This is a genomic window from Agrococcus sp. UYP10, from assembly GCF_040547205.1.
Classification (GTDB): domain Bacteria; phylum Actinomycetota; class Actinomycetes; order Actinomycetales; family Microbacteriaceae; genus Agrococcus; species Agrococcus jenensis.
The window spans coordinates 2625925-2639605 of sequence record NZ_JBEPPG010000001.1; the positions used below are offsets into that span (position 1 = coordinate 2625925).

At 72.8% G+C, this 13681-nt stretch carries 13 protein-coding genes; 3 read left to right on the plus strand and 10 right to left on the minus strand.

Annotated features, from left to right (window positions below; all coding sequences use genetic code 11):
- Positions 1 to 30 precede the first annotated feature (30 nt).
- Positions 31 to 1260 (minus strand): cobalamin-independent methionine synthase II family protein, encoded by a 1230-nt coding sequence (locus ABIB37_RS12905; protein ID WP_354260987.1) that lies wholly within the window; start codon positions 1258 to 1260, stop codon positions 31 to 33.
- A gap of 113 nt (positions 1261 to 1373) precedes the next feature.
- Complete coding sequence (locus ABIB37_RS12910; RefSeq protein ID WP_354260989.1) at positions 1374 to 1775, minus strand: (R)-mandelonitrile lyase; 402 nt, start codon at positions 1773 to 1775, stop codon at positions 1374 to 1376.
- A 148-nt stretch (positions 1776 to 1923) separates the two neighbouring features.
- On the opposite strand from ABIB37_RS12910, the gene putP reads away from it, so the two are divergent.
- Positions 1924 to 3480: a sodium/proline symporter PutP gene (gene putP, locus ABIB37_RS12915; RefSeq protein ID WP_354260991.1), complete on the plus strand. Its 1557-nt coding sequence runs from the start codon at positions 1924 to 1926 to the stop codon at positions 3478 to 3480.
- A 100-nt stretch (positions 3481 to 3580) separates the two neighbouring features.
- On the opposite strand, the gene ABIB37_RS12920 is transcribed toward putP, so the two are convergent.
- The 6 genes from ABIB37_RS12920 to ABIB37_RS12945 are packed head-to-tail and all read right to left on the minus strand — an operon-like array spanning position 3581 to position 9857.
- Complete coding sequence (locus ABIB37_RS12920; RefSeq protein WP_354260993.1) at positions 3581 to 4651, minus strand: oxidoreductase; 1071 nt, start codon at positions 4649 to 4651, stop codon at positions 3581 to 3583.
- On the minus strand, positions 4648 to 5829 hold the full coding sequence (locus tag ABIB37_RS12925; RefSeq protein WP_354260995.1) for a M20 family metallopeptidase: 1182 nt from the start codon (positions 5827 to 5829) through the stop codon (positions 4648 to 4650). The genes ABIB37_RS12920 and ABIB37_RS12925 overlap by 4 nt, the downstream gene beginning before the upstream one ends.
- Positions 5826 to 6833 carry a ketopantoate reductase family protein gene (locus ABIB37_RS12930; protein ID WP_354260997.1) on the minus strand — a complete coding sequence of 336 codons (1008 nt, stop codon included), beginning with the start codon at positions 6831 to 6833 and terminating at the stop codon, positions 5826 to 5828. Before ABIB37_RS12930 ends, ABIB37_RS12925 begins: the two co-directional genes overlap by 4 nt.
- Entirely contained in the window at positions 6830 to 7618 is a 789-nt protein-coding gene (locus ABIB37_RS12935) for an SDR family NAD(P)-dependent oxidoreductase (protein ID WP_354260999.1), read from the minus strand. Before ABIB37_RS12935 ends, ABIB37_RS12930 begins: the two co-directional genes overlap by 4 nt.
- Positions 7618 to 8931 (minus strand): MFS transporter, encoded by a 1314-nt coding sequence (locus ABIB37_RS12940; RefSeq protein ID WP_354261001.1) that lies wholly within the window; start codon positions 8929 to 8931, stop codon positions 7618 to 7620. Before ABIB37_RS12940 ends, ABIB37_RS12935 begins: the two co-directional genes overlap by 1 nt.
- A gap of 26 nt (positions 8932 to 8957) precedes the next feature.
- The gene (locus ABIB37_RS12945) at positions 8958 to 9857 is read right to left on the minus strand and encodes a polysaccharide deacetylase family protein (protein ID WP_123697780.1); all 900 of its coding nucleotides are present in this window, start codon (positions 9855 to 9857) and stop codon (positions 8958 to 8960) included.
- Positions 9858 to 10031: 174 nt separating this feature from the next.
- On the opposite strand from ABIB37_RS12945, the gene ABIB37_RS12950 reads away from it, so the two are divergent.
- Entirely contained in the window at positions 10032 to 11072 is a 1041-nt protein-coding gene (locus ABIB37_RS12950; RefSeq protein ID WP_354261003.1) for an Lrp/AsnC family transcriptional regulator, read from the plus strand.
- 16 nt (positions 11073 to 11088) lie between these two features.
- On the opposite strand, the gene ABIB37_RS12955 is transcribed toward ABIB37_RS12950, so the two are convergent.
- Together ABIB37_RS12955 and ABIB37_RS12960 are read right to left on the minus strand one after the other, a co-directional pair.
- Positions 11089 to 12399 (minus strand): alpha-amylase family glycosyl hydrolase, encoded by a 1311-nt coding sequence (locus tag ABIB37_RS12955; RefSeq protein ID WP_354261005.1) that lies wholly within the window; start codon positions 12397 to 12399, stop codon positions 11089 to 11091.
- Positions 12400 to 12444: 45 nt separating this feature from the next.
- The gene (locus ABIB37_RS12960) at positions 12445 to 12897 is read right to left on the minus strand and encodes a nitroreductase/quinone reductase family protein (protein ID WP_354261007.1); all 453 of its coding nucleotides are present in this window, start codon (positions 12895 to 12897) and stop codon (positions 12445 to 12447) included.
- A gap of 147 nt (positions 12898 to 13044) precedes the next feature.
- On the opposite strand from ABIB37_RS12960, the gene ABIB37_RS12965 reads away from it, so the two are divergent.
- Positions 13045 to 13680 carry a class I SAM-dependent methyltransferase gene (locus ABIB37_RS12965; RefSeq protein WP_354261009.1) on the plus strand — a complete coding sequence of 212 codons (636 nt, stop codon included), beginning with the start codon at positions 13045 to 13047 and terminating at the stop codon, positions 13678 to 13680.
- Position 13681 lies beyond the last annotated feature (1 nt).

The window sequence follows — 13681 nt, forward strand, 5'->3', positions numbered from 1 at the left end:
CGCCGCGCTCCGGCGCGCCTGACCGGCGGGTCAGACGATCGAGACCGAGGCGCCCAGGCGCTGCTCCGCGAGCAGCGCGCCACGACCGAGCGACTCGAGCTTGGCGACGGCGATGGACGGGTGGATGCGTCCCCCCAGCCCGCAGTCGGTCGACGCGATGACGCGCTCCGGGCCGACGATGCGCGCGAACCGCTCGATGCGGTCGGCGACGAGCTCTGGATGCTCGACCACGTTCGTCGCGTGGCCGATGACGCCCGGCGCGATGCGCTTGCCGTCGGGCAGGGCGACCTGCTCCCAGACGCGCCACTCGTGCTCGTGGCGCGCGTTCGCCGCCTCGAACGAGTAGCTGCCCGCGTTGACCTCGAGCACGAGGTCGACGATCTCGGCGAGGCCGATGTCGGTCGTGTGCGGGCCGTGCCACGAGCCCCAGCAGAGGTGCAGGCGCACCTGCTCCTCGGGGAGCCCACGGATCGCGTGGTTGAGCGCCTCGACGCGGATGCGCGTGAAGTCGAGGTAGTCCTCGATCGACGGCTCGGGGTTGATCTGGTCGAAGTTCTCGGCGAGCGAGGGGTCGTCGATCTGCACGATGAGGCCGGCGTCGACGATGGCCCGGTACTCCTCGCGCAGCACCTCGGCCCACGCCCAGATGTGCTCCTCCTCGCTGCCGTAGTGGCGGTTGGCGATGCGCGACGCCGAGCCCGGAGACAGGGCCGTGAGGAAGCCCTGCTCGGCGCCCGATCCGGCGAGGCCCGCCTGCAGGTTCGCGATGTCGGCGGCGATGGCGTCCTGGCCGATGTAGCGGAGCGCCCCGGTGGTGGCCGGGAACGCCGTCGCTGGCGTCGACTCGAGCAGCGGGTGCTCCGGGTCGAGGTAGGCGTCGGCGAACCGCACCCAGTCGCGACGGTCGGGGAACGACGTCAGGCGGATGTCGCCGGGCGCCGAGCGCTGCGGCGCCTCGGTGAAGATGTCCTCGCCGGTGACCTCGAGGCCCGCGACGCGCTGGAAGACGTAGCTCCACCAGGCGCCGTAGTCCTGCGCGCTCGACATCGCCTTGCCGTACTCGCCGTCGCCGACGATCGTCACGCCCAGCTCGCGCTGGCGGCGCACGAGGTCGGCGACCGCGGCGGTGAGCAGCGACTCGAGCTCAGGGGTGCGCTCGAGGGTGAGGCCGTCGGCCGCGAGCGTGCGGGCGGCGTTGGCCGCGAGCAGCTCGGGCGTGCGGGGCAGGCTGCCGGCGTGCGAGACGTCGATGCGGGGCATGGTGACCTTCCGGTGACGGGGACGAGTGGTCGCGACGCTACCGACGCTCGGCGCGTGCATCGACTCCCCCGGTCACGCTTCGTCACACATCCGTCGCGCCGCACCCGACGCTGTCAGCGCGGCGCGCGGTACTCCTCATCCGAGACGTGGTCGCCCCAGATCGCGCTCGGCTCGCCGTCGGGCGTCTCCCACAGCGCGAGGTGGGTCATGAAGCTGTCGGGTGCCGCGCCGTGCCAGTGCTCCTCGCCGGGCGGGGTGACGACGGTCTGGCCCGCGCGCACCTCGACGACTTCGCCGCCGCGCGCCTGCATCGAGGCGACGCCCTCGACGACGCGGAGCGTCTGCCCGCCCGGATGCGAGTGCCATGCGGTGCCCGCGCAGGGCGCGAAGCGCACGAGGCCCGCGCTCATGCGCTGACCCTCCTGCTGTGGGCTGGCGACGGGGTCGAGCCAGACGTCGCCGGTGAACCACTCGGGCGGGTTCTTGACGGTGGGCTGCTGTGGCTGGATCTGCATGGCATCCACTCCACCGCACGTCGGCTGCTGCAGGGAGGCCCTGCTGGGACCGGGTCCAGCAGCGCCTGCATCCACTAGCGGCGACCTGTGCCATGTGTTGCTGTGTCCCCACCCTGCGTAGGCTGGGTCTTGACCTGAGGAGACGACGATGTCGGACATGACCTTCCAGCTGCTCGCGATCGCGCTGTACTTCGCCGCCATGATCGGCATCGGTGTCTACGCCGCTCGCAAGACGAAGAGCCACGAGGACTACATGCTCGCCGGACGCGAGCTGAGCCCGTTCACCGCCGCGCTGTCCGCGGGCGCGTCCGACATGTCGGGCTGGCTGCTGCTCGGCCTGCCAGGAGCGATCTACGCCGCCGGCCTGATCGAGGCGTGGATCGCGATCGGTCTCACGATCGGCGCCTACCTCAACTGGAAGCTGGTCGCGCCGCGGCTGCGCGCCTACACCGAGGTCGCTCGCAACTCGATCACGATCCCGAGCTTCTTCGAGAACCGGCTGCGCGACCGCTCCCGGGCGCTGCGCATCGTCTCGGGTCTCATCATCCTGATCTTCTTCACCTTCTACGTCTCGTCCGGGATGGTCGCAGGCGGCGTCTTCTTCGAGTCGACCTTCGGCGCGAACTACATCTGGGGCATGCTGCTCGTGAGCGGCGTCACGCTGCTCTACACGCTCTTCGGCGGCTTCCTCGGGGCATCCCTCACCGACGTGGTGCAGGGCGTGATGATGTTCCTCGCGCTCATCATCATCCCCGTCATCGCCTTCGTCACGGTGGGCGGCCTGCAGGGCGTGCAGGAGGGCATCACGGCCTCGGGCGCGGAGCTGTCGGGCCTGATCCCGGCCGACGTCGACGGCATGGTGATCCTCGGGATCATCTCGTCGCTCGCGTGGGGCCTCGGCTACGTCGGCCAGCCGCACATCATCGTGCGCTTCATGGCGCTCAAGTCGGTCGCCGCTGCCCGGCCCGCGCGCCGCATCGGCCTGAGCTGGATGATCATCTCGCTCGTGGGCGCGGTGGTCTCGGGCTTCGTCGGCATCGCCTACATCCAGCAGTCCGGCACGGAGCTCGCGAACCCCGAGACGGTCGTGCTCGCGATGTCGCAGGCGCTGCTGCACCCCTTCGTCGCCGGTCTCGTGCTCGCCGCGGTGCTCGCGGCCATCATGTCGACGCTCTCGAGCCAGCTCATCGTCTGCTCGTCGGCGCTCGTCGAGGACCTCTTCCAGGTCTTCGTGAAGCGGCAGCCGTCGCAGAAGGTGCTCGTGCTCCTCGGCCGGGCGTGCGTGCTCGGCGTCGCCGCGGTCGCCGCGGTCCTGGCGATCACCCCGTCCGACACGATCCTCGGCCTCGTCGGCTTCGCCTGGGCCGGGTTCGGCGCCGCCTTCGGCCCGATCGTGCTGCTGAGCCTCTTCTGGCGGAGGCTCTCGAACTGGGGCGCGCTCGCCGGCATGATCGTCGGCGCCGCGACCGTGTTCATCTGGGACGCGATCGAGCAGGCGACCGACATCGGCTTCTTCACGCTCTACGAGATCGTGCCGGGCTTCGTGCTCAACCTGCTGGTCGCGATCGTCATCAGCCTCATCGTGCACCGCCACGACGAGGAGGTCGACGAGGAGTTCACCCGCACGGGCCAGATCGTGGCGCTCAAGCCCGGGGAGTCCCGGGTGAGCGCGGCGGCTGCGGCCGACCGCAACGCCCTGCCCTGATCGGCGGCGGCCCCCCGCGAGAGGTGGGCCTGCGGGCGAGGGGTGGGCTTGCGGGCCCACCCCTCGCGCGTGCGACCACCCGTCGGTGACGGGGCGTCGCTCAGTACGCGCGCCGGTACTGCTGCGGATGCCAGTCGACGTCGACGCCGAGCTCCCCCGCCCAGCGGATCGGCAGGTTCGGGTCGCGGAGCGCCGCTCGCCCGACGCGCACCGCCGCAACGCCGCCGCGCAGCACGGCGTTCGCCTGCTCCGCGGTCTCGATGAGGCCGACGGCCGACACCGGCACGCCCTCCGCCGCGATGCGCTCGGCGAGGTGCACCTGGTAGCCGGGGCCGACCGGGATCTCGGCGAGCACGACCCCGCCGGAGGACGCGTCGACGAAGTCTGCGCCCGCCTCGAGCGCCCAGGCCGCGACCTGCGCCGCCTGCTGCTCGTCGAGCCCGCCGTCGGTCCAGTCGGTCGCCGAGAGGCGCACGAGCACCGGCAGCGCCGGCAGCTCGGCACGGATGGCCCGCACGACGTCGAGGAGGAGCCTCGCGCGCCCGGCGAGGTCGCCGCCGTACCCGTCGGTGCGGCGGTTGGTCAGCGGCGAGAGGAACTGGTGCAGCAGGTAGCCGTGCGCGCCGTGCACCTCGACGACGTCGAAGCCGGCCTCGACCGCGCGGTGGGCCGCCGCGACGAAGGCGGCGACGATCCCGTCCAGCTCGCTCGTGGCGAGCGCCCGCGGCGCCGCGAGGCCGAGGATCGCCTCGTCGGAGGCGGAGACCGTCTGCCAACCGCCGTCGCCGATCGGCACGGAGCCGCGGCGATCACCGTCCCTGCCGAACCCGGCGAAGGTGCTGGCCTTGGCGCCGGCGTGGCTGAGCTGCACCCCGATCGCGGCACCCGCCTGGCGCGCGAAGTCGACGATCGGCCGCCAGGCGTCGCGCTGCTCGTCGTTCCACAGACCGGTGTCCTGCCGGGTGATCCGCCCGTCCGGCACGACAGCGGTGGCCTCGACCACGAGCATCCCGGTGCCGCCGGAGGCCAGCGCGCCGTAGTGCACCCGGTGCCATGCGGTCGGGACGCCGTCGTAGGCCATCACCGAGTACTGGCACATCGGTGCGATCCAGATGCGGTTGCGCACGCGCAGGCCGCGCACCTCGATGGGATCGGTGATCGACACGCTCACCGCGACGCCGCCGACGCCGCCTCGACCACGGGCTCGGCGCTCCCGAGCCGCCCCAGGACGAGCGCCGCGATGGCGCTGCGCTCGAGCATCCCGTCGATGCTGATCCACTCGTGCCGCGCGTGCGCGCCGTCGCCGACCGCGCCGAGGCCGTCGAGGACGGGCAGCCCGAGCGCTGCGGCGAAGTTGCCGTCGCTCGCGCCGCCGACCGAGATCTCGCGCACCGCGGTGCCGAGCTCCTCCGCCGCCGACTCGGCGAGCGCGAACAGCCGTGCGGTGCCGTCGGACCGCGGCATCACCGGGCGGTTCCAGCCGCCGGCGACCTCGACGGAGGCGCCGTCGCGGTGCGGGGCGAGCTCCGCGAGCAGCGCGTCGATCCTGGCCCGCTCCGCGTCGTCCGACACGCGCACGTCGACGAGCGCCGTCGCCGTGCCCGCCGTGACGTTGGATCGCGAGCCGCCGTGCAGCGTGCCGACGTTGACGCTCGTGCCCGCGGCGAGGTCGCTCGCGCCGTGCAGCGCGAGCACCACGCGCGCGATCTCGTCGATCGCGCTCACGCCGCGCTCGGGATCGAGGCCCGCGTGGCCCTCGATGCCCCGCGCCGTCACCTCGAAGATGCCGACGCCCTTCCGCGCGGTCTTGAGCGCGCCCTCCGCGCTCGCCTCGAAGACGAGCACCGCGTCGCAGTCGACGACCTCCGCCTCGATCACGGGGCGGGAGGCGGGCGACCCGATCTCCTCGTCGCCGTTGAGCACGAGGCGGATGGCGGGCAGGGGCAGCCCGGCGGCGCGGGCGGCGCGGATGGCCCAGACCGCCTGCACGAGCCCCGACTTCATGTCGAACGCGCCGGGACCGGTCAGCCGGTCGCCCTCGATGCTGACGGGCCAGCCGGCGAGCGTGCCGAGCGGCCAGACCGTGTCGTAGTGGCAGAGGATCGCGACCTGCCCGGCGCCGCCGCTCGCGGCGATGTCGAGGATCGCGATGTCGCCGTGCGGGCCGCCGTCGACGATCCGCTCGGCATCGGGGGCGCCCAGGCGCTCGGCGACCCAGCCGCGCACCCAGTCGAGCCCCGCGTCGAGCGCGGCGCGGTCGTCCGAGGGCGTCTCCTGCTCGAGGTACGCGACGAGGTCGGCGACCATCGCGTCGCGCGCATCCTCGATGTACGTGCGGACCGCGCTCATGCTGCCGCCATCCCGTCGAGCTCTGCGAGGTGCGCCTCGTCCATCGCGATCGCGCCCGTCTCGAGCCGCACGATCGCGTCCACGAGCCAGGCGGTGAGCGGCGTCGGGATGCCGTGCCGCTCCCCCGCGGCCACGACCGGTCCGTACTGCGTCGGCACCTCGGTGCGACGACCGCGCACGGCGATGTCGCGCCAGATCCCGGACCGCTTCTTCGTCTGCGTGGCGAGCCACGCGACGAGGCCGTCGGTCGCGGCGTCGGCCTCGGCGTCGCCGGCGAGGTAGTCGCCCGGCACGAAGGCGTCGAACCCCTCGAGGGCGATGCCCTCCGCCGTCGCGACGGACAGCACCTCGCGCACGAGCGCGTGCATGCCCGTGCGGTGCCGGTCGATGAGGTCGCCCATGTCGGCGTCGGCGAGCGCGGTCGCGACGAGCATCGCGCCGAAGCCGAGCTTCGACCAGAGGAAGCCGTCGACGTTGTCGGTGACGATCGGCTCGCCCCAGTGCCGGAGGTCGTGGGCGAGGGTGCGCACGCGGTCGCTCACCGGGCCGGCGTGCTCGCCGAGCGCGATCGCGCCGATGCCGCCGTCCTGCACGACCCCGGGGCCGATCACGTCGGCGAAGAGGTCGACGAACGCGGCCACGGTCCGTTCGGCGCCGACGTGCGACGCGATCGTCGCCTCGTTGAGGCCGTTCTGCATCGACGCGACCCAGCCGTCGTCGGCGAGCCGCGGCGCGATCCAGGCGGCGACGCCGTCGGTCGCCTGCGCCTTCACCGCGAGCAGGACGGCGCCGAGCTGCTCTGGCGCCTCCTCCGGGGTCCTGATCGGCAGCTGTGCGAGCAGCGCGCCGCTCGGCTGCTCGATGCGCAGGCCGTGCTCGCGCACGGCCGCGACGTGCGCGGCGTCGGCGTCGATGAGCTGCACGTCGGCTCCCGCGAGGTGCAGGTGCACCGCGAGGGTGCCCCCGATGGCGCCCGCGCCGACGATCGTGTACTGCGAGGTCATGCGAGACCCTCCTCCTGGCCGATGGCCGTCCAATGCTGCGGCAGGTGCCATGCGCCGGTGGACGATCCGCCGTCCACGCGCAGCACCTCGCCGGTGATCCACTCCGCCTCGTCGCCGGCGATCCACACGACCGCGCGTGCGATGTCGGCGGGCTTCCCGCGCCGGCCGAGCGGCGTGCCACCGACGGCGTCGGCGTACTCCTCTGTGACGGGATTGACGTCGCTGCCGACCTCGACGAACCCGGGCGCGACCGCGTTCACGCGGATGCCGTGCTGGCCGAGCTCGAGCGCCGAGGCGCGCGTCGCCGCCTCGAGTGCCGCCTTCGACGTCGAGTACGGCGCCGCCCCCGGCCGGGCGCGCAGTGCCGCGCCCGACGAGATGTTCACGACGCTCGCCTGCCTGCCCGCCGCGATCGCCCGCGTGGCGAGGGCGACGGTGAGCAGCACCGGTGCTCGGCTGTTCACGTCGAGCACGAAGTCCCACGTGCGCGCGTCGAGCTCGAGGAAGGGCGTCGCCGGGTAGACGCCGGCGCTCGAGACGAGCACGTCGACGGGCGCGTGCGCCCAGGCGGCGTCCATCACCTCGACATGCGCGTGCTCGCCGCGCAGGTCGGCCGCGATCGTGGTGCACGAGGCGCCCCCGGCGGTGCGCACAGCCTGCGCGGTCTCCTCGAGCGGTGCCGCGTGCAGGTCGACGAGCGTCAGGGCGTCGCCGCCGCGCGCGAACGCGATGGCGACCTCCCTGCCGATCCCGCTGCCGGCGCCGGTGACGAGCACGTGGCGCATCAATCGAGCTCCTTGCCCTTGGTCTCGGGCATCGTCAGGTAGACGACGAGGCCGATGGCGGCAGCGGCGGACGCGTACGCCCACACCCAGTCGCCGAATCCGCTCGTGTTCATCCAGGTGGTGATGTAGGGCGCGGTGCCGCCGAAGATCGCGACGGCGAGCGCGTAGGGCAGGCCGATGCCGGTGGCGCGGACCTCCGGCGGGAACTGCTCGGCCATGATGACCGCGCAGTTCGCGGAGTAGCCGACGAGCAGGACGACGCCGATGAGCTCGATGGCGAGCAGGGTCCAGAAGTCACCGTTGAGCAGCGTGAAGGCGGGCCAGGCGAAGATCAGGAAGCCGCCGGCGAACATCGCCATCGTGGGCTTGCGCCCGATCTTGTCGGACAGCAGGCCGCCGAACGGCAGCAGCACGATGAAGACGATCATGGCGATGACGTTGGCGAGCAGGGCGAGGTTCAGCGGGATGCCCGTGGTCACCGACGCGTACGTCGGCATGAAGTTGACCCACATGTAGTAGAGCAGCGTGCCGGCGATGGTGATGCCGAAGACGCGCAGGCTCGCACCCGGGTGGTCGACGATCATGCGGACGAAGGCGTTGTGGCGACGCGGCGACGCGGCCTGCTGCACGCGCTGCTTGCCCGTCGCGAACGAGTCGGTCTCCTCGACCGAGCGGCGCAGCCACAGCCCGACGAAGCCGAGCGACGCGGCGAAGATGAAGGCGATGCGCCAGCCGTAGCTGTCGATCGCGTCGTCCGGCAGCGTCGTGGTGATGACGGTGCCGACGCCGGAGGCGATGAGCACGCCGGCGGCCACCGAGACCTGCTGCCACGAGCCGGCGAAGGCCCGGCGCTTGGGCGCGGCCGACTCGACCAGGAAGGCGGAGGCCGAGCCGAACTCGCCGCCCGCGGCGAAGCCCTGCGCGAGGCGCGCGAGCACCAGCAGCAGCGGCGCCGCGATGCCGACCTGCTCGTAGGTGGGCGCGAGGCCGATCGCGAGGGTGGCGACGGCCATCAGGGTGATCGTGAAGAGCAGCCCTCGCTTGCGACCGTGGCGATCGGCGTACGAGCCCATGACGGCCGCGCCGACAGGGCGCATGATGAAGCCGACGGCGAAGATCGCGAGGGTCGAGAGCAGGGCGGCGATGTCGTCGCCGGGCGGGAAGAAGTGGTGGGCGAAGATCGACGAGAAGGTCGAGTAGATCGCCCAGTCGACGAACTCGACGGCGTTGCCGATGCTGCCGGCGACGATGGCCTTGCGGCCCTTCTTGCTGAGCTTCGTCTGGTGGACGGTCTCGCTGATGGTGGTGGTCATGGCTGCTTCTCTCGAGGTGCTGCGGGTCAGAGGAGGGTGCGGACGTGCGATGCGAGGTCGGCGTGCGTGCCGATCCAGACGTCGTCGAAGGAGCGGATGTGGGCCAGGAGGTCGTCCAGGATCCGGATCCGCGAGCGGTGCCCGATGATGTGCGGGTGCATCGTGAGCTGGAAGAGGCCGCCCTCCGCGCGCGCTGCATCGAACTCGTCGATCCAGATCTGCGTCAGCTGGCGGGGCGGCATGTGGGGGCGGAGGCCGCCGAAGCGGTCCATCATCAGGTACGGCGCGTCGTCGCGGATCCACTCGACGGGGATCTCGACGACGCCTGTCCGCTCGCCGCGCTCGAGCAGCTCGTAGGGCTCCGAGTCGGCCATGAGCGACGAGTCGTACGCGAAGCCGAGCTCGCGGATGACGCGCAGCGTGCTCGCGGAGAAGTCCCACGACGGGGTGCGGATGCCGGTGGGGCGCACACCGGTCTGCGACTCGAGCACGTCGAGGCTGCGACCGACGAGGTCGAGCTCGTCCTCGTACGTGAGCGCCGTGTTGCGCTCGTGGATCCAGCCGTGCACCGCGAGCTCGTGGCCCGCGGCGACGTAGCCGGGCGCCTCGTCGGGGCGCAGCAGGGCGCAGACGGCGGGCATGTAGAACGAGGCGGGCGCCTCGTGGCGGCGCAGCAGCTCGAGGATGCGCGGCACCGCGACGCGCGCGCCGTACTCCCCCTGGGCCATCCGGCCGGGTGACGTCTCGCCGTCGCGCAGCGACGGCGTCTCGTGGTCGGAGTCGAACGACAGGGCGACCGCGACGCGCGCACCCCCGGGCCATCGGGCTGCGGGGTCGTCGCTCACGAGCGATGCGCCGGCGCGCACGTGCTCGACGTGCGAGCGCCACTCCGCTTCGGTCCACTGCCACGGCTGCTGCGATTCCATGTGCTCTCCCTTGAGGCGATCGATGCCGCTTCCGCGTCACCATCTCCGCCGACTATAGGCAGAACCGTAGCGCGGCGCAAGCGTCATGGGCATTCCGATCAGGTTTCGAGCGCGTAACGGCAATCTTCGCCAATTGCGCCGATGGCGACGCCGCGCCCTCGGTATCGTGAGGCCATGCAGCGCTTCCCGCCCGGCGAGCTTCCGGCCCTCCTCGACGCGACCGACCTCGACATCGTCGCCGCGCTGCACATCGCGCCGCGCGTGCCGACGGCAGTGCTCGCCGACGTCCTCGGCATGCCCACGAGCACCGCCAACCGTCGGCTGGCGCGCATGCAGCAGGACCACCTGCTCCGCACTGTCGGCCGCTACGCGTGGCAGCTCATCACCTCGAGCAACCCCTTCGAGCTCTGGATCACCTCGGCCCCGGGCGAGTCGCGCGCGGTGCTCGAGCAGCTGCTGCGCATCCCGGATGTCCAGTTCGCGATGCACGCGAGCGGACCGGCCGACATCTACGCCAACCTCTACCCGCTGCGCGGCTCCGATCCGGAGGAGCTGCTCACCGAGCGCATCCCGTCCATCCCCGGCGTGCGCGCGATCGACAGCCGCATGATCCTCGAGTCGGCCAAGGTCGGCCAGTCGTGGCGGTTCCAGCGGCTGGCCGACGAGCAGGTCGCGACGCTCGAGCAGCACCGCACCCCCGTCTCGGAGCCGCCGCTGCGGAGCCTCGACGACCTGTCGGAGCTGGAGTTCCAGACGATGCGGGCGCTCGGCGCGAACGCGCGCGTCTCGGCGGCCGAGGTGGCGCGGCAGGTCGGCACCTCCCCGTCGACGGCGTCACGGGCCATCCGGATGCTGCTCGCGACCGGTGCCGTCTCGCCGCGGGTCGAGATCCAGCCGGAGCTCGTCGGCTACCCGCTCAACGCGGTCGTCTCGATCGACGTGCGGCCTCGAGCGGTGCAGTCGCTGCTCGACTCGCTCGTCGACCACCCCAGCGTGCGGCTGCTGAGCACCGTCACGGGCGACGCGCCGGTGAGCCTCTACGCCGTGTTCGCAGGTCCCGCCGACCTCTCGCGCTTCGTGCTCGACGACCTCGGCAGCCGGCGCGACGTGCGCTCCACCTCGAGCGTCGTCGCCCTGCGCCTGCAGCGCCGCTACTGGATCGACCGCGACGGCCACCACCTCGGGGCGCAGGTCGAGGGCGTGCTGCGGCGGTAGTCGGCGTCGTTGCGCGTCAGCTGCTGAGCACCGCCCAGCCACGCGGCGGGAGCACCACGCGATCGCCCGCGAGCTCACCGTCGCCGGCGAGCACCTGCGTCGCGTCGGCGACCGGGAGGCGCACAGCCGCGTCGGTGACGTTCAGCGCCGTGACGATCGCCGCATCCGCGGTCGCCGTGCGCAGCACGATCGTGCCGTTCTCGACGACGACGACGTCGGTGTGCGCGCGCGTGAGCCACGGGTGCCGGCGGCGGACCGCGATCAGCGTGCGGTGCAGGTCGAGCACGCCGCGCGTCGCGTCGTCGAGCTCGTCGGCGGGCGTCGGTCGCTCGGGGAACTCCGGTCGGATGGCGTCGTCGCCGCCCCAGCGCTCCTCCTTCAGCCCCTCGAGGCCCAGCTCGTCGCCCGCGTACACCGACGGCGTGCCCGCGACCGTGCACAGCACCGCGAGCGCGTGCGGCACGAGGTCGGGGCCGACCGAGGTCGCGATGCGCGTCACGTCGTGGTTGCCGAGGAAGGTGTAGGGCACGAACGTCGCGAGCAGCGCGTTGTGGCGGCCGATCGCGTGCTCGAGCTCGAAGAGGTTGCGCTCGGCGAGGCTGTGCCAGATGCCCTGCCACAGCTCGTACTGCGTGACCGCGTCCATCGTCGACGACTCGACGATCTCGGCGTACTCGCCGTGGATGACCTCGCCGAGGAACCACGCGTCCGGGTGCTGCTCGCGCACCGCGGGCAGCACGCGCGCCCAGAACGCGCTCGGCACGCTGTAAGCGGCGTCGAGCCGCCAGCCGTCGATGCCGCGGTCGAGCCAGTGCACCATGGCGCGCGTCACGAGCTCGGCGGCGGCATCGCCCGCGTGGTCGAGCGCGACGAGCGCCTCGTGGCCCTCGAAGACCTCGGCGTCGCCGCCCGCACCGAGCTGGAAGAGCGCCGCCTCATCGCTGCCGGGATCCGCGAGCGCCGCCCGGAACGCAGGGTGCTCGCGCCCGACGTGGTTGAAGACGCCGTCGAGCAGCACGCGGATGCCGCGCTCGTGCGCCGCCGCGACCAGGCTGTCGAAGTCGGCGTCGTCGCCGAGCCGCGGGTCGATGCGGAAGTGGTCGGTCGTGTCGTAGCCGTGCGTCGTGCTCGCGAACACCGGACCGAGCGCGATGCCGTTCAGCCCGAGCTCGACGACGTGGTCGAGCCACGCCTCGAGGCGGGGCAGCCGGTGCACGATCGGCTCGCCCTCGGGATCATCCCGGTCGCGGATCTGCGCGCCCGTGAATCCGAGCGGGTAGACGTGCCACCACATCGCCGACAGGGACCAGTGCTCGGGATCGCGCATCCGTCCATTCTGGTGCGTCTGCCGCTCGCGTCCCTGCGAGGTGCGTCAGAGGCGCTCGAGCACCACGACCGCGGTGTGCGGCCGCAGCTGCGCGGCTGCAGCGATGTCTCCCCAGCCCTCGAGGCGCGCGATCGCCGCCCACAGCTGCGCGCGCTCGTCGCCGAGCGCCTCACGGGCGCGCACCCGCACGACGCCGTCGACCGTGTCGGCCCACGCGTCCGGGTGCGCCTGCAGGTTGAGCCACCAGGCCGGGTCGGCCGCCGCCCAGCCGTTCATGGCGAGCGTCACGAAGGCGCCGGCGTGGTCCATGTAGCCGATGATCGCGATGCGCTCCTCGCCGGAGCGCCGACCCGTCGTGCGCAGCCGCAGCATGCCCATGACGCCGGGGCGCGCGCGCCGCAGCCCGCGCCTGGTCGTGCGATAGAGCAGTCGATGGGCGACCCATGCGCCGCGGATGAACCAGCGCGGCGGGAGCGCGGGCGTCCGCGTCGTGGCCATGGGGCACCTCCGGATCAGCGCACTGCCTCCCCGCGATGGCCGCGGCGGGCGTACGGTGCCAGCGTAGGTCGCCCCCTCGCTCGACGCCATCGCGGAGGCGGCTGCACGGCGGCCCCCGAAGAAGGCGAGAACGCGGAGGAGGACGGCATGGCGCATCGCGGCGACGACGACGACGCAGCCCTCCAGCGGCGGGTCTGGGACCGCGCGGCGCCGGACTACGACGCGAGCATGGCGCGGCTCGAGCGCGTCTGGTTCACCGGCGGCCGCGAGTGGCTCGGCGCGCGGGCCCGCGGCCGGGTGCTCGAGGTGGGGGTCGGCACCGGCACGAACGTGCCGCACTACCCCGCCGACGCGGTCGTCACCGGCGTCGACATCAGCCCAGGGATGCTCGCCGAGGCGCGCTCGCGCATGGCGGCGCTCGGCCGCCCGGTGACGCTGCTCGAGGCCGATGCGCAGGGGCTGCCCTTCGACGACGCCGCCTTCGACACGGTCGTCTGCGCGCTCGCGCTCTGCAGCATCCCGCAGCCTGCCGCCGCGATCCGCGAGATGCACCGCGTGCTCGTGCCGGGCGGCCGGTTGCTGCTGCTCGACCACGTGGCGAGCAGCGCGTGGCCGCTGCGCGCCGCTCAGCGCCTCGTCGAGCTCGTGAGCGTGCGGGTCGCGGGCGAGCACTTCACGCGTCGGCAGCTCCCGCTCGTCGAGGCGGCCGGGTTCACGATCGACGAGGACGAGCGGCTGAAGCTCGGCACGATCGAGCGCATCCGCGCCACGAAGCCCGGGTGAC

Coding starts and splice junctions, on each gene's coding strand:
- ABIB37_RS12905 (WP_354260987.1), bottom strand. CDS start 1,260: ATGCCCCGCATCGACGTCTCGCACGCCGGCAGCCTGCCCCGCACGCCC.
- ABIB37_RS12910 (WP_354260989.1), bottom strand. CDS start 1,775: ATGCAGATCCAGCCACAGCAGCCCACCGTCAAGAACCCGCCCGAGTGG.
- putP (WP_354260991.1), top strand. CDS start 1,924: ATGTCGGACATGACCTTCCAGCTGCTCGCGATCGCGCTGTACTTCGCC.
- ABIB37_RS12925 (WP_354260995.1), bottom strand. CDS start 5,829: ATGAGCGCGGTCCGCACGTACATCGAGGATGCGCGCGACGCGATGGTC.
- ABIB37_RS12930 (WP_354260997.1), bottom strand. CDS start 6,833: ATGACCTCGCAGTACACGATCGTCGGCGCGGGCGCCATCGGGGGCACC.
- ABIB37_RS12935 (WP_354260999.1), bottom strand. CDS start 7,618: ATGCGCCACGTGCTCGTCACCGGCGCCGGCAGCGGGATCGGCAGGGAG.
- ABIB37_RS12940 (WP_354261001.1), bottom strand. CDS start 8,931: ATGACCACCACCATCAGCGAGACCGTCCACCAGACGAAGCTCAGCAAG.
- ABIB37_RS12945 (WP_123697780.1), bottom strand. CDS start 9,857: ATGGAATCGCAGCAGCCGTGGCAGTGGACCGAAGCGGAGTGGCGCTCG.
- ABIB37_RS12950 (WP_354261003.1), top strand. CDS start 10,032: ATGCAGCGCTTCCCGCCCGGCGAGCTTCCGGCCCTCCTCGACGCGACC.
- ABIB37_RS12955 (WP_354261005.1), bottom strand. CDS start 12,399: ATGCGCGATCCCGAGCACTGGTCCCTGTCGGCGATGTGGTGGCACGTC.
- ABIB37_RS12960 (WP_354261007.1), bottom strand. CDS start 12,897: ATGGCCACGACGCGGACGCCCGCGCTCCCGCCGCGCTGGTTCATCCGC.
- ABIB37_RS12965 (WP_354261009.1), top strand. CDS start 13,045: ATGGCGCATCGCGGCGACGACGACGACGCAGCCCTCCAGCGGCGGGTC.